A 21,154-nucleotide genomic window follows, 5' to 3' on the forward strand; every position below is an offset into this window, starting at 1 on the left:
TTTTTACCCCGCGGAAGATGACAGCGCGCGCCAGGCCGTCAGGTAACGTACCCAGCGCTCGAACAGCATGTCGGTGATGATCGCCAACAACGCCACCACCACCGCCCCCTGGATCACGTAAGCAGTATTAAAACCGCTTAACCCAATGATGATCGGCGATCCCAACGTTTTAGTGCCCACCGTGGAGGCGATCGCCGCCGTGCCGATGTTGATAATCACCGAAGTCCGAATGCCCGCCACAATCACCGGCGCTGCCAGCGGCAGCTCAACGCGCCACAGGATCTGCCAGCGGTTCATGCCGACGCCCTGCGCCACCTCGCGCGTGGCGGCTGGCACGGACTCGATCCCGGTCAGCGTCCCCTGCAGGATCGGCAACAGGCCATACAGCACCAGCGCAATAATCGCCGGCTGTTCGCTAAAGCCCATCACCGGCACCGCCACCGCCAGCACCGCCACCGGCGGAAAGGTCTGGCCGACGGCCACCACCGTCTCTACCAGCGAGCGGAACTCACGCCCCGCCCCACGCGTTACCGCGACTCCGGCGCTGACGCCAATCAGCACCGCAATCAAACTCGATACTCCCACCAGCAGCAAATGTGCTTCCACCAAAGAGAAGAAGCTGTCCTGCTGATACACCGGCCTGTCCAGCTCCGGGAACCAGGCGGCAAACAGCCAGTGCAGATGGTTCATGCCAAACACCAGCGCCAGCAGCAAGGCAACAGTCCACGGCAGCGGGTCGCGCCACCAACTGGAGTAGATTTTCATGACAGGGCCTTTTGCGCGAGCAGATCGCTGAAATGCAGCACACCCAGCGCCTCCCCCTGCTCCCCGACTACCGGCAGGCGTTCGCTGCCACGGGCCACGAATACCGACAGTGCATCGCGCAGGCTCATCGCTGCCTGAATCGGTTCCCCCTCGGCGCTGCCCGGGCGCAGGCGTTCAGCGACCGTGCCCAGCGCCAACAGCTTGATGCCGCGATCGCTGCGGCCAAAAAAGTCGCGCACAAAATCATTCACCGGTTCGGTCAGCAACGCCAGCGGCGTGCCCTGCTGCACTACCCGCCCCTGCTCAAGCAGCACAATGCGGTTCGCCAACCCCAGCGCCTCGTCGATGTCATGGGTTACCAGCACAATGGTGCGGCCAGAAAGCTGATGAATCCGCGCAATCTCTTTCTGCAAGGTCACTCGGGTGACCGGATCGAGCGCACCAAAGGGTTCATCCATCAGCAATACCTCAGGATCGGCGGCCAGCGCACGCGCCACGCCAACCCGCTGCTGCTGCCCGCCCGAAAGCTGATGCGGATAGCGGCGGCGAAAGCGTTCCGGCTCCAGATGCAGCAACGTCATCAGCTCGGTGACCCGATCGCGGATGCGTGCCCGTGGCCACTTCAGCAGCTGCGGCACGGTGGCGATATTCTCCTCCACCGTCCAATGCGGGAACAGGCCGATCGATTGAATGGCATACCCCATGCGGCGGCGCAGATCCTGCGGTTTGAATTTATGGATCTCTTCACCGGCAAAATAGATTTTGCCCTCGTCGTGTTCAATCAGCCGATTGATCATCTTTAACGTGGTGGACTTACCGGAGCCGGAGGTGCCGATCAGCACGGTAAACTCCCCCTCGGCAATCTGCAGCGAGAGATCGTCAACCACCGGTTTACCTTGAAAAACCTTGCTTACCCGATCAAAGCGAATCATCAGTGTGTCACTTCCAGCAGTGAAATTATGCATTTGAACAACGAATCAACGATCACCGCCATGGCGATCACCGGCAACACCCCGAGCAACACCAGATCCAGTGCGCTGCTGAGCAACCCTTGAAACACGATGGCACCAAAACCCCCGGCACCGATCAGCGCAGCCACCACCGCCATCCCCAGGGTTTGCACCGCCAGAATGCGCACACCGGTGAGAAACAGCGGCAAAGCCAACGGCAGTTGTACGCGCAAAAACAGTTGCCCACGCGTCATGCCCATCCCGCTGGCCGACTCGATCACGCTGGCCGGAACGCTTTGCAGGCCCGCCACCACGCTGCGTACCAGCGGCAGCAAGGCATACAGCACCAGGGCGACGATCGCCGGTGCCATCCCAATGCCGCTGATGCCCAACTTCGCCAGCCACGGCCATGCCGCCGCCAGCCCGGCCAGCGGGGCAATCAGCAGGCCAAACAACGCGATAGAAGGCACGGTCTGGATAATATTCAGCGTAGAGAAGATCGGCGTTTGCCAGCGTTCAGAGCGGTAACACAGTACGCCCAGCGGCACACCGATCAGCAATGCGGGCAGCATGGTGGCCAACAGAATGCTCAGATGCTGCAACAGCGCCGCGTCGAACACCTCCTGCCGGTTGTGGTACTCCTTGAGCAGCGAAAGCTGATCCAACTGGCCGCTGAACAGCAGCAACAGTGCCGGTAGCATCACCAACAGATTGCCCAACATGCGCCACAGGTGTGAAGGGGTGATGCGCGTTATGGCGTCGGCGGCAATCAATCCGCAGAGCGCCGCCATCAGCCAACAGCCGCTGCCCCACGAGGTGCGCGCCAGCGGCGCCCCCTGCAATGCCAACTGCTGCGCCGCATCGCCACTCAGCCAAAAGATCATGGCCAGCAGGATGCTGGCCGTCAGCGCCGTGAACAGCGCCCAGCGCCGCAACGGGGCCAGCAGACTGAGAACGGCCAGTGCCGACAGGGGCAACAGCAGCCATAACGCCGGGCCGTGTAACAGGGATATCAGGGAAATACCTTTGCCGGATAACAAACGATTAGGGGCATAGCTGAGAAACGGCAGGCTAAAGGCCGCCAGCAGCATGATGAATAAGGTCAGCAGTACGCGGTTTTTTAAAGCAATAATCAAAGCAGATCCCCACTCCATTGGCGCAATTGGGCCGTTTTAGCGGCCCAATTCCTAGAGTATATCCCCTAAATAATTCGAGTTGCAGGAAAGCCAACGCACATGCAACTTGAAGTATGGCGGGTATAAGGCTATTTAATCAGCCCTTGCTCTTTAAGGTAACTTGTTGCGACCTGTTTGGCATCCCGCCCTTCCACAGCGATCTGCGCGTTCAGTTTCTGCAAGGTCGGGCCATCCAGCGTCGCGAAAACCGGCTTCAACAGTTCAGCAATATTGGCGTGCTCTTTCAGCGTGGCTTCGCGAATAATCGGTGCCGGTGCGTAAATAGGCTGCACGCCCTTCGGATCTTGCAGCGTTTGCAGCCCCAATGCCGCCACCGGGCCGTCGGTGCCATACGCCATCGCCGCATTGACGCCTGAAGTCTGCTCTGCCGCCGCCTTGATGGTCACCGCCGTATCGCCACCGGCCAGCGACAGCAACTGATCCTGATTGAGCTTAAAGCCGTAAGCATTCTGGAAAGCCGGTAAGGCATCCGGGCGCTCAATAAACTCTGCCGACGCGGCCAGTTTGAATTTGCCCCCGCTGTTAATCCACTGGCTGAGATCCGCCAGGGTTTGCAGATGATGCGCCTGCGCCAGATCCTGACGGACGGCGATGGTCCAGGTGTTGTTCGCCGGGGCGGCATCTAGCCAGACGATATGGTTATTGTCGTAATCGAGTTTCTTCACCTTCTCAAACCCAGCGCTGGCTTCTTTCCATGCCGGATCTTTTTCGTCAGAGAAGAAGAACGCCCCATTGCCGGTGTATTCTGGGTAGATATCAATTTCGCCAGAGGTAATGGCACCGCGCAGCACCTGGGTGGTGCCCAGCTGCAGTTTATTGGTGGTCTTGATGCCGTTGGCTTCCAGCACCTGCACAATGATGTTGCCGAGCAGCGATCCTTCGGTATCAATCTTGGAACCAACGCGCACCGTATCCGCCGCCTGCGCTGCACCCGCCGTCAGCATGGTCAGCGCCAAAGCCAGAAAACGTCCACGTAATGAGCTAATCGCCATGCTTGTTCCTCTTCAATTAAGCTTTCCGGCTATGGCGCCGGATCGGTTGGAAAATCCTGAGCAGCGCCAACCCAACGCGTCAGCGCTAGCGTCGGCCAGTCATTCTGTGTATCACTCGTCAAATCCGCAGCGGCAAACGGGTGTACCTCAACCGCAATCGGCGTGACAGCATAGTCAGCCAACCACGCGCCGTATCCCGCAACCACAAACCCTTGGCTGCGCTGCCGGTAAGCCCGTTGCTCTGCCAGATACACCTGGCGCAATCCGTACCACGGCAGGCCGGGTAAATCATGGTGTACTAAATGATAGTTCAGATTGAGGAATAACAAGCGCCACGGCCAGGATGCCTCATTAATAACAGAGCGTGCCGGCGGGGCTTCTGCGGCGCGATGTTCAAAAAACGATCTGACCTTGGTCAGCCCCAGCGCCGGATAACTCACCGCCAGCAGATAAAACGCGGCAGAAACGCCGTGCGCCTGCAGCCAGAGCAACATCGGCACCAGTAATGCGCCCTGCACCAGCCACATCGTCAACGTGCGTAAATCCCCGGCCAGAATGGTTTTCAAGGCTTCGATCAGCGTGGCAGCAATATCCAGCGCCGGGCCGAGGGTAACTCGACCAATCAGGGTGTTACGTACCTTGGTCAGCAACGGCAGTAATATTGGCCAGCGCTGCCATTGTGCCTGACTGAAATAATAACTTTCCGGATCCTCTTCCGGCAGCGTTAGATATTGATCGCGGTGATGTTTTAAATGGGCGTCGCGATATAGCCCGTAAGGATACCACACCGCCAGCGGCAGCAGGCCAAGCAGATGATTCAGGCGCGGCCAGCGCGTTGGATGGCCGTGGATCAGCTCATGCTGCAAAGACATGTACCCGGAGGTGGCAATAATCAGCAGCGGCGTGCCCAACCAGGGGCCCAGCAGCAGCCAGTAATGCACCACACCGAACCAACTGCCATACACCAGCGCTATCACGCCCCAGGTCGGCAGTTCCAGCCGCCAATGCCATTGCCGGGCAAGCTGTTGGATCCAGGCACGCTGCGCACCATGCAGGTAGTGGCTAGGTGAGTAATTTGAAGACATTTTCCGGCCCACAGTAAGAGGTTTCCCTCAGTATCTGTGAACCGGTTCGGCGGGCAAAATAACCAAAATGGCAAAGCAAAGTTAAAAATCAGCGCATTGCTCCCTGGTTTGCCTGTCTTACAAGCTGGAGTAAATAGAACCTGCATCGACATAAGCCTGCAAACGCTCGCGCCACCAGGCTGCCGCCAGGCCGGTTGCACTTTCGCGCCAGCCAAAATACGCAGTATCACTGTAGCGTTCTGCCTCGACATTTTTCGCGACCAGTTGGCCCGTATTCAGATAGGGTTCCGCCAGATAACGCGGCAGATAGCCACAGCCCAACCCGGCCAGTTGCGCCTGCAACTTGGCTTCAAAGCTGAATACCGTCAGTTGATCCTGTTCATCAAGCACGTGCAGACTTTGCGGCGCCTTCACGCGTGAAGTGTCATGTACCACCACGGCGCGATGCTGGCGGATAGTCGTTTTTAATAACGGTTCCGGCAACGTCGCCAGCGGATGATGCGGGGCAACGGTAAAAATGTACTCCAGGCGCCCCAACGGTCTGAAAGAAAAGCCCGCGCGGGAAGGCGGCTCGCAGATCGCACCAATAATGATATCGGCACAGCCATAAACCAGCGCCTCCCAGGAACCAGCCAGCACCTCGTGGCTGAAACGCAACCGAGTGTGATGATGATGGCGGTAAAACTCATCAATCAGCGGCAATAAGCGCTCAAAGGGAAACGACGCGTCCACGGCCAGACTGAGATCGCTCTCCCAACCGCTTTCCACATAACGCGCCTGTTGCTCCAGATCTTGCGCAGCACGCAGCAAGATCCGCCCCTTGTCCAGCATCAGCTTGCCGGTATCGGTGAATTTTGCCCGGTGTCCAGAACGATCGAGCAAGGTAATATCCAGATCGCTCTCCAGCTTCTGCACCATATAGCTCAGAGCCGACGGCGTTTTAAACAGTGCCGCAGCGGCGGCGGCAAATGAGCCATGACGTTCCAAAGCGTCCAGGATCAACAATGCGTCCAGATTTATTCTCACCTCATACCCCTGTGTATAAAAAAACTTAACAAGAAGACAAAAATTCTACGCTATCTTCGAAAACGGCATCTCCCTACCATTCATTTCACTGATACAGCCTGTCTGTCTTATTCACGAAAATCCGATTTGGAAGGTAAATTATGTCTAAGTTTCAATTGCTTGATCCGAAAAATTCCGCACTGCTTTTTATCGATCATCAGCCGCAGATGGCTTTTGGCGTCGTCAATATTGATCGCCAGCAGCTGAAAAACAACGTGGTTGCGCTGGCAAAAGCGGGCAAAATTTTTAATGTGCCCACGATTTTTACCTCTGTCGAAACCGAAAGCTTCAGCGGCTATATCTGGCCGGAACTGTTGGCGACTCACCCTGAAATCACCCCGATTGAGCGCTCCTCGATGAACTCTTGGGAAGACGCGGCGTTCGTCAAAGCGGTAGAAGCCACTGGCCGCAAAAAGCTGGTGATCTCTGCCCTGTGGACCGAAGTCTGCTTGACCTTCCCAGCCTTAATGGCGCTGGAAGCCGGTTATGAAGTTTATGTGGTCACCGACACGTCTGGCGGCACTTCCGTCGATGCTCATGAACGTGCCATCGATCGCATGGTACAGGCTGGCGCGATCCCGGTAACCTGGCAACAGGTATTGCTTGAGTACCAACGCGACTGGGCACGTAAAGAGACCTATGACGCCGTGATGGATCTGGTGCGTGAACACAGCGGTGCCTACGGCATGGGCGTTGACTATGCCTATACCATGGTACATCACGCCCCGGCGCGCAGTGTGAAATAAAACCTTGCCCGGCCCACGCGGCCGGGATTTTTAAGGAGCCAGTTCCATGCCTCATCAGCAACACGTTACGCTGGTTGTGACTCACCATCTGGCGCCAGGCCAGGAACAAGCCTATGAAGCCTGGCTAAAACGCATCATGCCCGATGCGGCCACCTTTACCGGCCATCTGGGGGTCAACGTCATCCGCCCTTCCGGCAGCGAGCAGGCTTATACGGTGCTGGTGCGCTTCGATAATCTGGATAACTTATACCGTTGGATCCACTCCCCGCAGCGCGTGCAGTACATCGAGCAGGTCACGCCATTGCTGTTGGGCAGCGATCATATCGAAATCCGCCCTGGTGCCGAGTTCTGGTTCACGCCCCCCAGTGCCAACGTGCGCCCCCCCGCCAAGTGGAAGCAGTTTTTAATCACTCTGCTGGTGATTTTCCCTTCAACCAATCTGGTGCCCTGGTTTTGGAGCCAACTCTTACCTGGGTTAAGCGGCTCCCTGGCCGGGCATTTACTGAACGATGCCAGCGTGGTTGCCCTGGTGGTATTCCTGTGGATGCCGCTCGTCACGCGCCAGTTTCATCAATGGCTCACCCGCCATTAAAGGAAAACGTTATGAGTCACACAGCATCATTGATCATCATCAACGGTAAATTTCATACGGTCGATCGCGAGAACCCCACCGCTCAAGCCGTGGCGATCAAAGACGGCAAATTTGTTGCCGTCGGCAGCGAAAACGACGTTATGCAACATGCCGGGCCAGAAACCCAGGTAATCGATCTGCACGGCCACACGGCGGTGCCAGGCCTGAACGACTCTCACCTGCACCTGATCCGTGGTGGATTGAACTACAACCTGGAATTACGTTGGGAGGGGGTTCCCTCACTAGCCGACGCCCTGCAGATGCTGAAAGAGCAGGCGTTACGCACGCCAAGCCCGCAGTGGGTCAGAGTGGTCGGCGGCTGGAGCGAGTTCCAGTTTGCCGAACGCCGCATGCCGACGCTGGATGAGATCAACGCCGCCGCCCCGGACACCCCGGTGTTTATTCTGCATCTGTACGATCGCGCCCTGCTGAATCGCGCAGCGCTGAAAGTGGTGGGTTACACCAAAGACACGCCAAACCCTCCGGGAGGAGAAATTCAGCGTGACAACAACGGCAACCCCACCGGCATGCTGATCGCCAAACCCAACGCCATGCTGCTTTACGCCACTTTAGCCAAAGGGCCAAGCCTGCCGCTGGAACACCAGATCAATTCGACCCGCCAGTTTATGCGCGAACTGAACCGCCTGGGCTTGACCAGCGCGATCGATGCGGGCGGGGGTTTCCAAAACTATCCCGATGATTATCAGGTAATTGCGGAACTGCACGAGAAAAAACAGCTGACTATTCGCATCGCCTACAACCTGTTTACCCAGCACCCTAAACAGGAGTTGGCCGATTTTCAGCTCTGGACCGATATGCTCAAGCCCGGCCAGGGTACGGATTTCTACCGCCATAACGGCGCGGGAGAAATGCTGGTATTTTCGGCTGCGGATTTCGAAGATTTCCTGCAACCACGGCCAGATTTGCCGCAGGGCATGGAAGAGGAGTTGGAGCGCGTAGTTCGCCATCTGGTGGAACACCGCTGGCCATTCCGCCTGCATGCCACTTACGACGAATCCATCAGCCGTATGCTGAACGTGTTCGAAAAAGTTAACCGTGAGATACCGTTTGCCGGTTTGCATTGGATCTTTGACCATGCGGAAACCATATCAGAACGCAATATCGAGCGGGTGAAAGCCCTCGGCGGCGGCATTGCCGTGCAGCACCGTATGGCGTTTCAGGGTGAATACTTTGCCGAGCGTTACGGCGCAGAGGCCACCAAGCAGACTCCGCCAGTGGCCAAAATGCTGGCGGCAGAACTGCCGGTCGGATTAGGCACCGATGCCACCCGCGTTGCCAGCTACAATCCGTGGACCGCGTTGTATTGGCTGGTTTCTGGCCGCACGGTTGGCGGCATGGCAATGTACGACGACAGCGCACGTCTGGATCGTGACACCGCGCTGATGCTATGGACACAGGGTAGCGCCTGGTTCTCTAGCGATCAGGGTAAAAAAGGCCAGATCAAAGTGGGCCAACTGGCCGATCTGGCGGTGCTGTCACAAGACTACTTCAGCGTGCAGGAAGAGCAGATCAAAGGCATTGAGTCGGTGATGACGGTGGTAGACGGTAAAATTGTCTATGCTGCTGGCAGCTTCTTCCCGTTTTCTCCACCGCCGTTACCGGTGCTGCCGGAATGGTCCCCAGTGGTTAAGGTACCGGGGCACTATCGCTCGGCACCGCCAACGGCCACCAGCAGCGTGGGAATATTAAGCCAGGCGCACCAATGCTGTGGCCCTTGCGGTGTTCATGCGCACCAGCATGATATTGCCCGCCGTTCCAGCATTCCTATTTCCGATGAGAATGCCTTCTGGGGCGCATTTGGCTGTTCTTGTTTTGCGTTTTGACTAACATTACGGGCTCAGCACGCTGAGCCCGTAGGCATCAACCATGATTAACTTCCAGCCAGCGGCGCTGTGCGGCAGAAGCGGCGATCGCATCCAGCACGCAGGAAACCTTCCATCCCTCGGCAAAGTCTGGCCACATCGGATCCCCTGCGGCAATACCGTTAACCAGATCGCGGATCTCGACCGTTTTCTGATCGTTAAAACCGATGCCGTGCCCGGCGCTGATGCAGAATGCCGCGTAATCCGGGTGCTGTGGCCCCACCAGAATGGTTTTGAACCCCTGGCGTTCAGCAGGCTCATCGTGGCGATACAGTTTCAGCTCTGCCATCCGTTCCTGGGTAAAGCTCAGCGTGCCTTTGGTGCCGGTGACCACATAGCTCAGGCCCATTTTGCGCCCACAGGCAATGCGCGAGGTTTCTATAGTGCCCATCGCGCCATTGGCAAAGCGCAGCAACGCACTGGCCTGATCTTCGTTCTCCACTGCACACAGCAGCGCTGGATTCTTAGGATCGGGCCGCTGTTTAATGAAGGTGTGCAGATCGCCGGAAACCGCCGCAATCTCTCCCACCAGGTAATGCGCCATATTGACGATATGCGCCGCCAGATCGCCCAACGCCCCCAGCCCGGCGCTGGCCTTACGGCAGTGCCAGTCGATCGGCGTACGTGGATCAGCCAGATAATCCTCATTATGCGTACCGTAGAAATGCACCACGTCGCCGATCTCACCGTTGGCGATAATCTGGCGCGCCAACTGGCTGGTCGGGTTTTTCATGTAGTTGAAACCCACCAGGGTTTTTACCCCTTTGGCTCGGGCGGCCTGCACCATTTCCGCGGCGTCTTGCGCATTCAATGCCAACGGTTTTTCGCAATACACATGTTTGCCATGGTGAATCGCCGCCAATGCCATCTCTTTATGCAGGAAGTTCGGCGCACAGATATCCACCACGTCAATGGCAGGATCGGCCACCAGCGCGTGCCAGTCGGCGGTTGAACGCGAGAAGCCGAACTCCGCCGCCCGCTGCGCAGCCAATTCGGGAGCGATCTCCGCCAACATCTCCAGAACCAGTTCCCCTTTCAAGGGGAACACCGTGCCCGCCTGTGCATAGGCAATAGCATGGCAGCGGCCAATATAGCCGGTACCAATCAATCCAACGCGTACCTGTTTCATCGCTGTCTCCTGAGTCTGGTTTTGCTGACACACCATAAGCGGAATTTATTTTCCTAAAAATATTTATATGGAATTTAAATTCCAATAACAAGCCAACAGCAAAATTAACCTCATATCCGTGATAGCCTTCATAGAAGGCTACAAGCTGGATGCAACAGCAGTTCAATCTCGCAAAGTGCAGTGCAGAACACCCATTAGTTGAATGTTTCATTTCAAACATACGAGGCGGTAAAAGTGTTAATCCCCCCTCACTCCCGCCAAAAAGGTTTGTATCCTTCGCGCTTGGCCTGCGCACGGCTTAAGCCGATATCAGCCAACTGATCATCACTGAGCAACAGCAGCGCGCGGCGTGTCTGCTGGCGTTGCAGGCAAGATTGCAGCCAACGCCATAGCGCCTTATGTTGCACGGGTTGGCGTTCGGCGGATATTGTCATCATTATGATCTCCCTATGTTTATCATCTGGACTGATGATGCGGTGCCAACCGAAAAGAATACAGATGCAGCAAAATGGTATTTTTTCCATACACAGGCTGTTTTCAGGCCGCTGAATGGTCTAGTTTGGAGCTATCTGTACCGGTTTTTTTTCAGACAGCATCATTTGGGGTATCTGTATGACACGCTACGCCGCCCTGGCCGCCATTCTCAGACAACGCATTGAACAAGGGCTGTATGCTGCGGGCGAGCGTTTGCCTTCGGTACGCACCCTCAGCCTGGAACACGGCGTCAGTATCAGCACCGTACAGCAGGCCTACCGCCAGCTCGAAGAACATCAGTTGGTTGAACCACGGGCCAAGTCCGGCTACTTCGTGCGCAGGCCACATCGGGTCGCCGAGCTGCCGGCGGTCAGCCGCCCGGTGCAGCGCCCGGTGGAAATCTCGCAATGGGAACTGGTGCTGGAGCTGATCCGCAGCAAACCACGCAACGATCTGGTGCAACTGGGGCGCGGGATGCCAGATGTCAGCGAAGCCACGCTCAAGCCACTGCTCAAGGCACTGAGCAGTAACGCCCGCCACGGCGACTTGCGCAGCCTGTATTACGACAACATTCAAGGCGTGGCCAGCCTGCGCGAGCAGATCGCCCGTCTGCTGCTGGATTCCGGCTGTCAGCTTGATGCCGAGCAACTGGTGATCACCACCGGTTGCCAAGAGGCCCTTTCCGCCGGGCTGCGCGCTATCTGTCAGGCTGGGGATATCGTGGCGGTCGATTCCCCCTGCTATCACGGCACGATGCAGACGCTGAAAGGCTTGGGCATGAAGGCGCTGGAGATCCCGACCGATCCCCTGACCGGTATCAATCTGGAAGCCTTGGAGATGGCCCTGGAACAGTGGCCGGTGAAGGTGATCCTGCTGACCCCGAACTGCAACAATCCGCTGGGCTATATCATGCCGGATGCGCGCAAAAAGCGCCTGCTGATGCTGGCACAGCGTTACGATGTGGCCATTATCGAAGATGATGTTTATGGCGATATTGCCTACAGCTACCCTCGGCCGCGCACCATCAAGTCTTTCGACGATGACGGGCGGGTGCTGCTGTGCAGTTCGTTTTCCAAAACGCTGGCTCCCGGCCTGCGCATTGGTTGGATCGCCCCTGGCCGCTATCTTGAGCGCGTGCTGCACATGAAATATATCGGCACCGGCGCAACGGCCACTCAGCCGCAGTTTGCCATTGCCGAATTTATCCGCCACGGCCACTACATACAGCACCTGCGCCGCATGCGCATCCGCTATCAGCAAAACCGCGATCTGATGACCTGCTGGATCACCCAATACTTCCCTGCGGGTACGCGCGTCAGCCAGCCACGAGGCGGGTTTATGCTGTGGATCGAACTGCATGAGGAGTTTGATACCCTGCGCCTCAACCGCTACCTGGAAAATCAGGGCGTACAAATTGCCGTCGACAGCATTTTTTCCGCCGCAGGCAAATACCGTAACTGCCTGCGCATCAACTACGCGCAAAAACTGACCGCCGACGTTGAACGTGCGGTGAAACAGGTTGGCCTCAGTATCACCCAGATCATGCAAAGCCAATCCGGCCCGTAAAACAGATGGGCTTCAGCGCGCCAGAATGAACAATCATCATCAGGCTCTTAGCGGGATATCAGCATGCCACCCAAGATCTTAGTCAGTGCCTGCCTGGCAGGCTTCAAGGTGCGTTATAACGCATCCAATAAAACGCTGGTTCACTCCACACTGGAACGCTGGCAGCAGGAGGGGCGATGGGTGATCTGCTGCCCCGAGCTGGCAGCAGGGTTTTCTACGCCGCGCCCACCGGCTGAAATTGCTGCCGCAGCCAACGGGGCCGAGGTGATTGCCGGTAAGGCCAGAGTGATCGACGCTGACGGTAACGATGTGACCGAACCCTATCTGCTGGGAGCGCATCTGGCGCTGAATACCGCGCGCCTGCACGATTGCCGCTTCGCCCTGCTCAGCGATCGCAGCCCTTCCTGCGGTAGCCAGACGATTTATGACGGCTCATTCGGCGGCCAGACACAGCCCGGCAGCGGGGTCACCGCAGAATTATTGCGCCAGAACGGCATTGAGGTGTTTTCCGAGCATCAGATTGAAACGTTGATTGCCCGCGTTGAGGCCGCTGAGCGCACCTAGCGCGGTGCCAGATAGTCCGCCAGCCGCTGGCGCAGGTGGGCGATCCCTTGCGGGTGCTGTACAAACTCGTTCACCGGCATCATTTGCCAGCGCTGCCCCTCGTCACCGAAACGGATTGCGGCGATCTGCTCTGGCGTGATCTCACCGATCATAAACCAGGTGGGCGGATAGCCGGGCTGGATCCCGGCGTAACGCTGCTGCCACAGAATCTGGCGCGCCGAAAGCGGAATGCCAAACTCTTCCAGGGTTTCTCGCTGTACGCACTCCAGCGGCGTTTCGCCCCCTTCGCGCCCGCCGCCGGGCAGATCCCAACAGCCGGGCCACGGAATACCGGGCTTTGCATCACGCAGGTAAACCAGCACCACATCGCCGTACAGCAGCGCGATTTTTGCGCCGCCAAAGTCGTGCTCAATCATCGGCATTTACTCTCAGATTTCTATCCATAAACATCATATCCTCTTCAACTTGCACCTGTCGCCTTGGCGCTGGTGTATAGTAAAACCCCCGATTTGCTAACAGGCGGATAACAACGATGAATTCTCCATTTTTGGTGACTGCGCAGTGGCTGGAACAACATATCAACGATGAAAATCTGGTGCTGGTCGACGTCCGTATGTCCCCGGTCGGCCTGGTGCCCAAAAAAGATATGCTGGCCGAATTTGCGCGCGGCCATCTACCCGGTGCGGTGTACTTCGATATTGACGATGTGGCGGATAAAAATACCTCGCTGCCCCATATGTTGCCAACGGCGGAGGAATTCAGCGCCGTAGTCGGTAAGCTCGGCATCAGTGAACAACATACCCTGGTTTTTTATGATGAAGGCAACCAGTTCTCCGCACCGCGCGGCTGGTGGACATTCCGCAACTTTGGCGCGCAAAACGTCTACGTATTGGACCAAGGCTTAAACGGCTGGGTTGCCCGTGGCAACAAATTGGAAACCGGCGCAGCTCAGCCAAAGCCTGCAATCTTCAATGCCCACTTTAACGCCGATGCGGTGGTCAATATGCAGCAGGTTGCACAGGCCATGCACGATAAGGTGCAGATCCTCGACGCCCGTGCGGCACCGCGTTTTCATGCCCAAGCGCCAGAGCCCCGCCCTGGCTTGCACCGTGGGCACATCCCCGGCAGCATCAACATTCCGTATGGCGATCTGCTGGAAGGTGGCCGTTTCAAATCACTGGCGGCGCTGAAAAAAACCTTCCTTGATAAAGGCGTGGATATCAACGCACCGACCATCGTCAGCTGCGGTTCTGGCGTGACCGCCGCCGTGCTGGCCTTGGGCTTGCTGTCGCTTGATGCCCAGCAGGTGAAGCTGTATGACGGTGCCTGGAGCGAATGGGGTTTGCTGAGCGGCAACCAGCCCATCGCCCAAGACTAGGTGATGCTTAACTTACTCGCGTAAGCGCTCAATAATGATCTGCGCCAATTGCCGGATGGCATCATCCGGCTGTTCCTCTGCCCGGTGTAACCTCACGCCGATCGGTTGCAACGCGGGCAATGTTTCGGGAGTCAACTGGACCAACCCCGGCGGCAACCCGGCATCGGTACGCACCGTTACGCCCAAGCCGGCACTAACCGCCGCCCAGATACCGTTCAGGCTGCGGCTGGTAAAGGCAATACGCCACGGGATACCGGCGCGATCCAACGCATTGGTCGCTGCACTGCGCATCATGCAAGGTGCGTCGAACACCACTAATGGCAACGCTTCACCGCTGGTTCGCCACTGTGCTAAATCAAAGCTCGGAGCGGCGATCCACTGCATCAGGCGCTGCCCCAGACCCTGCTGAAACGGTGTGCTGATCCCGCCGTCCCAGGCCAGCGACAGATCCAGTTGCCCTTTCTGCACCCAGTCGATCAGTTCCGCATTGCGGGCAATGCGCGCTTCAATACGCACCTTCGGGTGCGCGCGGGCAAAACTGCCCAGCACCTGCGGCAAAAAGGTCTCACCAAAATCCTCTTGCAGACCCAAGCGCACCCTGCCCTGCAAATCCAGCCCGCGCACCGCTGCCACCGCTTCGTCATTCAACTCCAGCAAGCGACGAGCGTAGCTCAGCAGAGTTTCGCCCGCTTCGGTCATCACCATGCCGCGCCCGGATTTACGCAGGATCGGCACACCCACCTGCTGTTCCAGCTTTTTCAAATGCGCACTTACCGCAGAAGTCGAGCGCCCCAGGCGCTGCGCCGCTTTGGCAAAGCTGCCCAGTTCAATACCGGCCACATAACTGCGTAGATCGTCGAGATCGAAAGTCACTCGCCTCATGCCAACCATCCTGATTTTTCGAACTGTTTATCTTAATAATACCGATTTTATCGATAAAGATGCCGTGCCACTCTGTGGCGGTCAATTGTTTTCAGGAGCACCGCCATGATCGCTATGCAATACACTTTTCCCCTGCCCGCCGACTACGATATGGGTATTATCCGCCAGCGCATCGCTGACTTTGGTCATTTGATGGATAACCATCCGCAGTTAATCATAAAAGCCTACCTTTACGCGCTGAAAGGCGAGCACGGTAACGATAATCGCTATTCGCCGTTTTATCTGTGGAACAGCAGCGGTGGGATGAGTGATTTCCTGACCGGTAACGGGTTCCGGGGGGTCAGCCAGGCATTTGGCTGGCCACAGGTCAACCATTGGCTACCTTGGGTGGTAAAGATGGCGTCAGAAAATCTCGCGAAGGCCCGTTACGCCACACTGGAATGCCAGCCAATTGCTGCTTATAGCGATCTCACCCTGTTACGCGCGCAGCAAGAGGCTAATCCATTGGCTTTAGCCAGCATTGTGGCGTTCGATCCGGCCAACTGGCAGCAAGTCCATTTTCATCTGTGGCACCAGTTGCCACAGCAGCGCAATACGCAAACACAGTGCTATGTAGTAGGGCATATCTCTGCACCATTGGATACTACCGCGCTGTTCCATGAGGTGAACCTGAAGGTATAATTGCTCCTCTCTCCCTTGGTATGGATACTGTTATGTTCACCTTCCGTCAGGCGCAACTCGCGGATTTAAGCATCGTGCAGAAAGTCGGTATCGCCAGCTATGTCGCCCATTTTGGTGCTCTTTGGCAAAACAGCAACGAAATGGAGGATTTTCTGGCCAAGGATTTTTCTGTTGCTGCACTGACCAAGACCTTGCAGGACAAGCAGGTTTGCTGGCTGTTGGCCTATGAAAATGAAACGCCCATTGGCTTCGCCAGATTGAACCTCGACAGCCCGCTGGCGGCCACAGCCACCCGCGGCGCGGAACTACAGAAAATCTATTTCCTGCCGGGATTTGCCGGGCGCGGCTATGGCGAGCGTTTATATGCCGAAGTACAACGGCAGGCCATTCAAAGTCAGCAAAAAATACTCTGGCTGGATGTGCTGAAAACCAACGTTTCCGCTCAACGCTTTTATCAGCGGCAAGGGATGGCGATCGTTGGCGAGAATCGTTTTACCACCGCCAGCCAATCGGTGGAACTCTGGTATATGGCGAAAACGCTACCACTCACAGCCACTTCGGATCTTGGGTAAAAGAGATGGTCAGCCAGCGGTGCGGGCCGTCTTCACCAATGGCCTCGGCAATTTTGTCGCGGATTTGATCAAACTTGTATATCCCGCTGTGTTCCATGCTTTCGGGGATCACAATCTGGATCTCAATAAACAGCCCGCGCCCCATGCGCGTAGCGTAGTTGGAGTAATCCAGAAAGCCATATTCCAACGTCAGTTGCGCCATGATGGCTTCAATCTTGCAATCGAGGCTGTCGGGGGTCATCTGCAACACCTCGCGGAACGCCGCTCTGACCGTTTGTATCGGGATCGGGATCAATACCAGGGTCAGCACCGCCAACGCAAAGGGATCGGTGTAAACGTTCAGGTATTCGTAGCGGGTGCCTTCCATCAGCCAGGTGAGGATAAAGGCCACTAACAGTGCGGAGCTGATGCACGCCGACATCAGCCAGCTTTTGGTATCCAACGCAATCAGTTCAGACTGCACCTTTTTATTCAACTGACGCTGTTTAAAATAGAGCGCGAAACAGAAAATACTGACGGTAACCGCATACACCATTGCCCAACCCAGTTCCAGCTCGCGCCCACCATCAGCAATCCCTTTAATGGCGTTGATGAAGGCGTACACGCACAACAGGGTCAGCAAGCTGCCGTTAAACGCCAGCACCAGCGGTTCAACATGCCAGAATCCATACTGAAAACGGCGGCTGTAAGGCTGCCCCAGCAGGCGCGATACCAGCAGCGATAATGAACACATCCCGGCATCCAGCGCCGAAAACATGCCATCAAAAACAATCGACATGGAGCCGCAAATAATCCCAAACACAATCCCTGCGCTGGCAATAAATAGCGTGCAGTAAATTGAACGTTTAAGTATTTTCTGTTCGATTTCAGTGCTGTGCAGCTTTTGCTGAAGATCCACGGGCGCAGTCGTCATATTATTATCTTATTTCCGCAAGCTGATTGTCAGGCGTTGTCGTACTTATTGCCCACTCATATAGGTAACTCAAACACCCGGCTAATCCAGCGCAGAATTTGACGGGTATCGTACACAGTATGGTAGACAAACCCAGGGCGCGCAAAAGGCGCCCCAACGTCGGAATGCGCAAGCCCGGCGGCCTACACCCAGAAGTATGGTTTGTATAGCATTTGGCAACAGCGGGAACTTCGGACAGGTAAAAAAACGCCCTCAATGCGGGTAATGCTGGTCAGTTAAGGCTAACCAATTCCCTTGGGGTGAGGGCGACACCTTGGAGCCATTGCTGCATGATTATGCTGCTTTGCGCTTAACTAACCGGCATTACCTCAGTGAGGGTGCCTGGTGTCGCTGCAGGGCTGAATCAGCCACCACGCATGCGCTGGGCCAGGCCTTTCAGGAAGTAACGCAGCATCTGATCGCCGCACGGGCGATAGTTTTTGGTGCCCTCTTTGCGGAATAACGCGCTCAATTCCGGCTTCGAAATACGGAATTCCACCGAGGTGAAAATCTGGTGCAGATCGACATCTTTCAGCTCAAACGCCACACGCAGCTTTTTCAGCACCAGATTATTGGTGATCGGCAACTCTATGGCGGGCGCCGGGAACTTATCGTCCTTACCGCGTTTGAAGAAGACCAGGCCATTGAGGAAATGGGCCATCACTTCATCGGGGCATGGCGCAAAACCCGGCTCACCTTCTTTGATGATGTAGGCCCCCATGGCTGCAACGTCGACGTCAAAACCGTCCAGTTTGACGATCTCAACCATCTTCGCGTCGTTAATACTCAGCATGTAGCGCACGCTGCGCAGCACATCATTATTGATCATGGAATTGCCTTTAGCTTATCAATCGGGGAGGTATACAGATGCGACACCTTGCATGTGCGGCAGTATAGGGATCCGGCGGGGGTTTCTCAATCGGATTTCCACCGGCAGCTTACCGGGTTTATTGCCTCTGAGAAGCTTTGCTGGCCAATTAGCGTGGCTATCTTTACTCAGCCGTTCCCCATTGCCCAATATCCTTGCGCGGGAAATGGCGTGATAAACGCCATTTCCCATTTCAGCAGCGTCGATCAGCGTTTATCGAGGCCGTACAGCGCGGTACGCATGCCGTCTTCCAGAATCACCCGCAGATTGGCCGTCACGGCGGCAGTGAGGCCCGGCACCGCATTGAGGTTTTGCCCCCAGTGGTTGTCATCGGCCAACACGCTTTCTACCAGCGTAGTGAGCGGGATATCACGGTGCTTCACCCCCGCCCACAGCGTGGCGTAACGCTCCAGCCAATGGGCGTCATCCTGTAACAGATAGTTGCCCAGTTGCCGCTCCCCACGATAAAACGCGATCAACGCCGCCAGCGCAAAGGTCAGCCGCGTTGGCAGCACGCCGTTTTTCTGCTGGCCAGCCAGCAATTGCGGCAGGATACGCGTGCGGAACTTGGTCATCCCGTTTAAGGCAATCGATAACAGTTGGTGCTGAATAAACGGGTTACGGAAACGGTTCTGCACCGCTTCGGCAAACGGCAGCAGCTCTTCCTGCGGCAGATCGAGCACCGGCATGATCTCTTCGGCAATGGTACGTGCCGCAAAGTCACCTACCTGCTTATCACTCATCGCCTCACCCACGGTATTCAGCCCGGCGAGAAACGCCACCGGCACCAGCGCAGTGTGTGCGCCGTTGAGGATCGCCACTTTGCGTTCTTTATAAGGCTTGATGTCGTCAACGATATGCACGTTCAAATCAAGCTGATCCAAGTGCAGCTCTTGCGCCAGCCACTGCGGGCCCTGGATGACGAACAGATAGAAATGCTCCGCCGTGTCGAGGAAGCGATCCTGATAGCCCAACTGTTGCTGCCACTGCTCCTCTTCACCGCGCGGGTAACCGGTGACGATGCGGTCCACCAGGGTGGAGCAGAAGGTATTGCACTCGTTCAGCCAAGTGCTGAACGCCGCTGGCAGCTCCCACTGTTGCGCATAGCGCAGCACATATTCCTTCAGCGTTTCGCCGTTATAGTCGATCAGCTCGCACGGCAGCAGCACCCAGCCTTTATCAGCGGCACCGTTGAAGTGGCTGAAGCGCTCATACAGTAAACGGGTCAGTTTGGCCGGGAAGCTGGCCGCAGGCGCATCCGCAAAGCGGTCTTGCGGCAGATAAGTGATACCCGCTTCCGTGGTATTAGAGAACACAAAACGCATCGCCGGATCGCGCGCCAGCGCCAGGTAGCCAGCATAGTCCTGATAAACGTTCACTTCTCGGTTGATGGAGCGGATCAGCCGTGGCTCGCAAACCGCCTCGCCCTGCTCGTTCAAGCCGCGAATGATGGTGGTATACAGGCCGTCCTGAGTATTCAGCGAAGGGGGCTGATCGCTGTCGATCGGGCGCACTACCACCACACCGGCATTCAGCCCGGTATGTTCATTCAACAGATCAATCTGCCAGTCGATAAAGGCGCGCAGAAAGTTGCCTTCGCCAAACTGAATAATGCGATCGGGATAGTGTGCGCCAGGAAATTCTTTGCGATTCAATTGTTTCATTGTGGCTCCTTGCAACCAGTGAATAATCTCGTCCGCGTGGTATTGCTGCCCCACAGCGGATCGGCTGGCTGCTGTTATCAATGAAAAACCACATAAAGGATCGGCTTATAACAAATATTTGTGATTCAGCACAAAATAAACCGGTTTAAATAGGTTTTAAATGCGTAAAAAGTCATCCCACCGAGAACAGCATGAGCAGAACACAAAATCTGAGGCAGAATGTGGTGAATCAGATGATTGACGGCATCGTCCAGGGCCATATCCGTTCGCCCTTGCCTTCTCAGGCTGCGCTGGCAGAAATGTACAATATCAGCCGTACCACGGTGCGCCACACGTTGGCGCATTTCTACCGGCAGGGGGTGCTGGAAAAGGTTAACGATAACTATGTGATCCTGCGCATGCCGCAGGCCACAGACGGTTTTGAATGCGTGAACTCTTCGCTGGACGATCAGGCCAAGGTGTTTGAAAGAGCCTTTTTCCAGATGATTAATCAGAAGCAGTTACGGGCGGGCGATTCCTTTACCGAACTGCAGCTGGCGCGCACCGTTAACGTCAGCCCGGTGGTGGTCAGGGAGTTTTTGCTGCGTTTTAGCCGCTACAACCTGATTGATCACGTGCGGCGCGGCCAATGGTGCATGAAAAGGCTGGATCGAAGCTATGCCGAGCAGCTGTTTGAACTGCGCCAGATGCTGGAAACCCACGCCCTGTCACGCTTTATCAACCTGCCCGCACATGACGAACGCTGGCTGCAGGCCAAAGAGCTGCTGAACCGCCACCGCCAGCTGCGCGACAGCATCAGCGACAACTATCGCCTGTTTTCCCTGTTGGATCGCGATTTTCATGGGTTAATTCTGTCGGCCGCCAATAATCTTTTCTTTAATCAGTCGCTGGAGATCATTTCAATGATCTTCCACTTTCACTACCAGTGGGATGAGTCCGATCTCAAACAAAGAAATATCATTGCGATTGAAGAGCATATGGCCATTTTGAGCGCGCTGATCTGCCGTAACGATCAGGATGCCGCCCGCGAATTACACCGCCATCTCGATACGGCAAAGCAGTCGATGATTCGTTCTATTCAGCAGCATATCACCTGAACCCTGGCGGTTTT

At 56.3% G+C, this 21,154-nt stretch carries 22 protein-coding genes; 9 read left to right on the plus strand and 13 right to left on the minus strand.

Going from position 1 to position 21,154, the window contains the following annotated elements; genetic code table 11:
• Positions 1-3: 3 nt before the first annotated feature.
• The 6 genes from WG891_RS17125 to WG891_RS17150 all read right to left on the minus strand — a co-directional run bounded on the left by WG891_RS17125 (position 4) and on the right by WG891_RS17150 (position 6,014).
• Positions 4-765 carry an ABC transporter permease gene (locus tag WG891_RS17125; RefSeq protein ID WP_337263852.1) on the minus strand — a complete coding sequence of 254 codons (762 nt, stop codon included), beginning with the start codon at positions 763-765 and terminating at the stop codon, positions 4-6.
• Positions 762-1,697, minus strand: a complete 936-nt coding sequence (locus WG891_RS17130) for an ABC transporter ATP-binding protein (protein WP_337263851.1) — start codon at positions 1,695-1,697, stop codon at positions 762-764. The genes WG891_RS17125 and WG891_RS17130 overlap by 4 nt, the downstream gene beginning before the upstream one ends.
• Positions 1,697-2,845, minus strand: a complete 1,149-nt coding sequence (locus tag WG891_RS17135) for an ABC transporter permease (protein ID WP_279626660.1) — start codon at positions 2,843-2,845, stop codon at positions 1,697-1,699. Before WG891_RS17135 ends, WG891_RS17130 begins: the two co-directional genes overlap by 1 nt.
• Positions 2,846-2,979: 134 nt before the next feature.
• Positions 2,980-3,903: a glycine betaine ABC transporter substrate-binding protein OsmF gene (gene osmF, locus WG891_RS17140; RefSeq protein WP_337263850.1), complete on the minus strand. Its 924-nt coding sequence runs from the start codon at positions 3,901-3,903 to the stop codon at positions 2,980-2,982.
• A gap of 29 nt (positions 3,904-3,932) precedes the next feature.
• Positions 3,933-4,988, minus strand: coding sequence for a fatty acid desaturase (locus tag WG891_RS17145; protein WP_337263849.1), 1,056 nt, complete (start codon positions 4,986-4,988; stop codon positions 3,933-3,935).
• A 117-nt stretch (positions 4,989-5,105) separates the two neighbouring features.
• A complete protein-coding gene (locus WG891_RS17150; protein WP_337263848.1) occupies positions 5,106-6,014 on the minus strand; it encodes a LysR substrate-binding domain-containing protein in 909 nt (302 codons plus the stop codon).
• 140 nt (positions 6,015-6,154) lie between these two features.
• On the opposite strand from WG891_RS17150, the gene WG891_RS17155 reads away from it, so the two are divergent.
• Genes WG891_RS17155 through WG891_RS17165 form a run of 3 tightly spaced genes read left to right on the plus strand, consistent with a single transcriptional unit; the run spans position 6,155 to position 9,274 of the window.
• Positions 6,155-6,799, plus strand: coding sequence for a hydrolase (locus WG891_RS17155; protein WP_076941084.1), 645 nt, complete (start codon positions 6,155-6,157; stop codon positions 6,797-6,799).
• Positions 6,800-6,845: 46 nt separating this feature from the next.
• Entirely contained in the window at positions 6,846-7,391 is a 546-nt protein-coding gene (locus WG891_RS17160) for an antibiotic biosynthesis monooxygenase (RefSeq protein WP_156293771.1), read from the plus strand.
• A gap of 11 nt (positions 7,392-7,402) precedes the next feature.
• A complete protein-coding gene (locus tag WG891_RS17165; protein WP_337263847.1) occupies positions 7,403-9,274 on the plus strand; it encodes an amidohydrolase in 1,872 nt (623 codons plus the stop codon).
• A gap of 37 nt (positions 9,275-9,311) precedes the next feature.
• On the opposite strand, the gene WG891_RS17170 is transcribed toward WG891_RS17165, so the two are convergent.
• Together WG891_RS17170 and WG891_RS17175 are read right to left on the minus strand one after the other, a co-directional pair.
• On the minus strand, positions 9,312-10,442 hold the full coding sequence (locus WG891_RS17170) for a Gfo/Idh/MocA family protein (RefSeq protein WP_337263846.1): 1,131 nt from the start codon (positions 10,440-10,442) through the stop codon (positions 9,312-9,314).
• Positions 10,443-10,690: 248 nt separating this feature from the next.
• On the minus strand, positions 10,691-10,879 hold the full coding sequence (locus WG891_RS17175) for a DUF1127 domain-containing protein (RefSeq protein ID WP_076941075.1): 189 nt from the start codon (positions 10,877-10,879) through the stop codon (positions 10,691-10,693).
• Positions 10,880-11,054: 175 nt separating this feature from the next.
• On the opposite strand from WG891_RS17175, the gene WG891_RS17180 reads away from it, so the two are divergent.
• Positions 11,055-12,482 (plus strand): aminotransferase-like domain-containing protein, encoded by a 1,428-nt coding sequence (locus tag WG891_RS17180; protein ID WP_337263845.1) that lies wholly within the window; start codon positions 11,055-11,057, stop codon positions 12,480-12,482.
• Between the two features lie 63 nt (positions 12,483-12,545).
• Positions 12,546-13,046, plus strand: a complete 501-nt coding sequence (locus WG891_RS17185) for a DUF523 domain-containing protein (protein ID WP_076941073.1) — start codon at positions 12,546-12,548, stop codon at positions 13,044-13,046.
• Here the strand turns inward: WG891_RS17185 and WG891_RS17190 are convergent.
• Positions 13,043-13,462 (minus strand): NUDIX hydrolase, encoded by a 420-nt coding sequence (locus WG891_RS17190; protein ID WP_337263913.1) that lies wholly within the window; start codon positions 13,460-13,462, stop codon positions 13,043-13,045. The genes WG891_RS17185 and WG891_RS17190 overlap by 4 nt on opposite strands.
• Positions 13,463-13,578: 116 nt before the next feature.
• On the opposite strand from WG891_RS17190, the gene sseA reads away from it, so the two are divergent.
• Entirely contained in the window at positions 13,579-14,424 is an 846-nt protein-coding gene (gene sseA, locus WG891_RS17195; protein WP_337263844.1) for a 3-mercaptopyruvate sulfurtransferase, read from the plus strand.
• Positions 14,425-14,436: 12 nt separating this feature from the next.
• Here sseA and WG891_RS17200 read toward each other — a convergent pair whose 3' ends face one another.
• Positions 14,437-15,306 carry a LysR substrate-binding domain-containing protein gene (locus WG891_RS17200; protein WP_337263843.1) on the minus strand — a complete coding sequence of 290 codons (870 nt, stop codon included), beginning with the start codon at positions 15,304-15,306 and terminating at the stop codon, positions 14,437-14,439.
• A 105-nt stretch (positions 15,307-15,411) separates the two neighbouring features.
• Here WG891_RS17200 and WG891_RS17205 point away from each other — a divergent pair, with 105 nt between their 5' ends.
• Positions 15,412-15,987, plus strand: a complete 576-nt coding sequence (locus WG891_RS17205) for a DUF4865 family protein (protein ID WP_337263842.1) — start codon at positions 15,412-15,414, stop codon at positions 15,985-15,987.
• Between the two features lie 32 nt (positions 15,988-16,019).
• On the plus strand, positions 16,020-16,559 hold the full coding sequence (locus tag WG891_RS17210; protein WP_337263841.1) for a GNAT family N-acetyltransferase: 540 nt from the start codon (positions 16,020-16,022) through the stop codon (positions 16,557-16,559).
• Here the strand turns inward: WG891_RS17210 and WG891_RS17215 are convergent.
• The 3 genes from WG891_RS17215 to WG891_RS17225 all read right to left on the minus strand — a co-directional run bounded on the left by WG891_RS17215 (position 16,534) and on the right by WG891_RS17225 (position 20,043).
• Positions 16,534-17,472, minus strand: coding sequence for a cation diffusion facilitator family transporter (locus WG891_RS17215; protein WP_076941067.1), 939 nt, complete (start codon positions 17,470-17,472; stop codon positions 16,534-16,536). The two genes, WG891_RS17210 and WG891_RS17215, sit on opposite strands and share 26 nt — an antisense overlap.
• A gap of 403 nt (positions 17,473-17,875) precedes the next feature.
• The gene (locus WG891_RS17220; protein WP_076941065.1) at positions 17,876-18,340 is read right to left on the minus strand and encodes a DUF1456 family protein; all 465 of its coding nucleotides are present in this window, start codon (positions 18,338-18,340) and stop codon (positions 17,876-17,878) included.
• Between the two features lie 245 nt (positions 18,341-18,585).
• The gene (locus WG891_RS17225) at positions 18,586-20,043 is read right to left on the minus strand and encodes a tagaturonate reductase (protein WP_337263840.1); all 1,458 of its coding nucleotides are present in this window, start codon (positions 20,041-20,043) and stop codon (positions 18,586-18,588) included.
• A 191-nt stretch (positions 20,044-20,234) separates the two neighbouring features.
• Between WG891_RS17225 and WG891_RS17230 the strand changes: the two genes are divergently transcribed.
• Positions 20,235-21,140 carry a GntR family transcriptional regulator gene (locus tag WG891_RS17230; RefSeq protein WP_337263839.1) on the plus strand — a complete coding sequence of 302 codons (906 nt, stop codon included), beginning with the start codon at positions 20,235-20,237 and terminating at the stop codon, positions 21,138-21,140.
• Positions 21,141-21,154 lie beyond the last annotated feature (14 nt).

This window comes from Serratia sp. MMO-28 (genome assembly GCF_037199905.1).
Classification (GTDB): Bacteria; Pseudomonadota; Gammaproteobacteria; order Enterobacterales; family Enterobacteriaceae; genus Chania; species Chania oryzae.

Excerpts from the sequence above, each read along its gene's own strand:
- WG891_RS17125 (WP_337263852.1), bottom strand. The coding sequence starts at position 765 with ATGAAAATCTACTCCAGTTGGTGGCGCGACCCGCTGCCGTGGACTGTT.
- WG891_RS17130 (WP_337263851.1), bottom strand. The coding sequence starts at position 1,697 with ATGATTCGCTTTGATCGGGTAAGCAAGGTTTTTCAAGGTAAACCGGTG.
- osmF (WP_337263850.1), bottom strand. The coding sequence starts at position 3,903 with ATGGCGATTAGCTCATTACGTGGACGTTTTCTGGCTTTGGCGCTGACC.
- WG891_RS17145 (WP_337263849.1), bottom strand. The coding sequence starts at position 4,988 with ATGTCTTCAAATTACTCACCTAGCCACTACCTGCATGGTGCGCAGCGT.
- WG891_RS17155 (WP_076941084.1), top strand. The coding sequence starts at position 6,155 with ATGTCTAAGTTTCAATTGCTTGATCCGAAAAATTCCGCACTGCTTTTT.
- WG891_RS17160 (WP_156293771.1), top strand. The coding sequence starts at position 6,846 with ATGCCTCATCAGCAACACGTTACGCTGGTTGTGACTCACCATCTGGCG.
- WG891_RS17165 (WP_337263847.1), top strand. The coding sequence starts at position 7,403 with ATGAGTCACACAGCATCATTGATCATCATCAACGGTAAATTTCATACG.
- WG891_RS17170 (WP_337263846.1), bottom strand. The coding sequence starts at position 10,442 with ATGAAACAGGTACGCGTTGGATTGATTGGTACCGGCTATATTGGCCGC.
- WG891_RS17175 (WP_076941075.1), bottom strand. The coding sequence starts at position 10,879 with ATGATGACAATATCCGCCGAACGCCAACCCGTGCAACATAAGGCGCTA.
- WG891_RS17180 (WP_337263845.1), top strand. The coding sequence starts at position 11,055 with ATGACACGCTACGCCGCCCTGGCCGCCATTCTCAGACAACGCATTGAA.
- WG891_RS17185 (WP_076941073.1), top strand. The coding sequence starts at position 12,546 with ATGCCACCCAAGATCTTAGTCAGTGCCTGCCTGGCAGGCTTCAAGGTG.
- WG891_RS17190 (WP_337263913.1), bottom strand. The coding sequence starts at position 13,462 with ATGATTGAGCACGACTTTGGCGGCGCAAAAATCGCGCTGCTGTACGGC.
- sseA (WP_337263844.1), top strand. The coding sequence starts at position 13,579 with ATGAATTCTCCATTTTTGGTGACTGCGCAGTGGCTGGAACAACATATC.
- WG891_RS17200 (WP_337263843.1), bottom strand. The coding sequence starts at position 15,306 with ATGAGGCGAGTGACTTTCGATCTCGACGATCTACGCAGTTATGTGGCC.
- WG891_RS17205 (WP_337263842.1), top strand. The coding sequence starts at position 15,412 with ATGATCGCTATGCAATACACTTTTCCCCTGCCCGCCGACTACGATATG.
- WG891_RS17210 (WP_337263841.1), top strand. The coding sequence starts at position 16,020 with ATGTTCACCTTCCGTCAGGCGCAACTCGCGGATTTAAGCATCGTGCAG.
- WG891_RS17215 (WP_076941067.1), bottom strand. The coding sequence starts at position 17,472 with ATGACGACTGCGCCCGTGGATCTTCAGCAAAAGCTGCACAGCACTGAA.
- WG891_RS17220 (WP_076941065.1), bottom strand. The coding sequence starts at position 18,340 with ATGATCAATAATGATGTGCTGCGCAGCGTGCGCTACATGCTGAGTATT.
- WG891_RS17225 (WP_337263840.1), bottom strand. The coding sequence starts at position 20,043 with ATGAAACAATTGAATCGCAAAGAATTTCCTGGCGCACACTATCCCGAT.
- WG891_RS17230 (WP_337263839.1), top strand. The coding sequence starts at position 20,235 with ATGAGCAGAACACAAAATCTGAGGCAGAATGTGGTGAATCAGATGATT.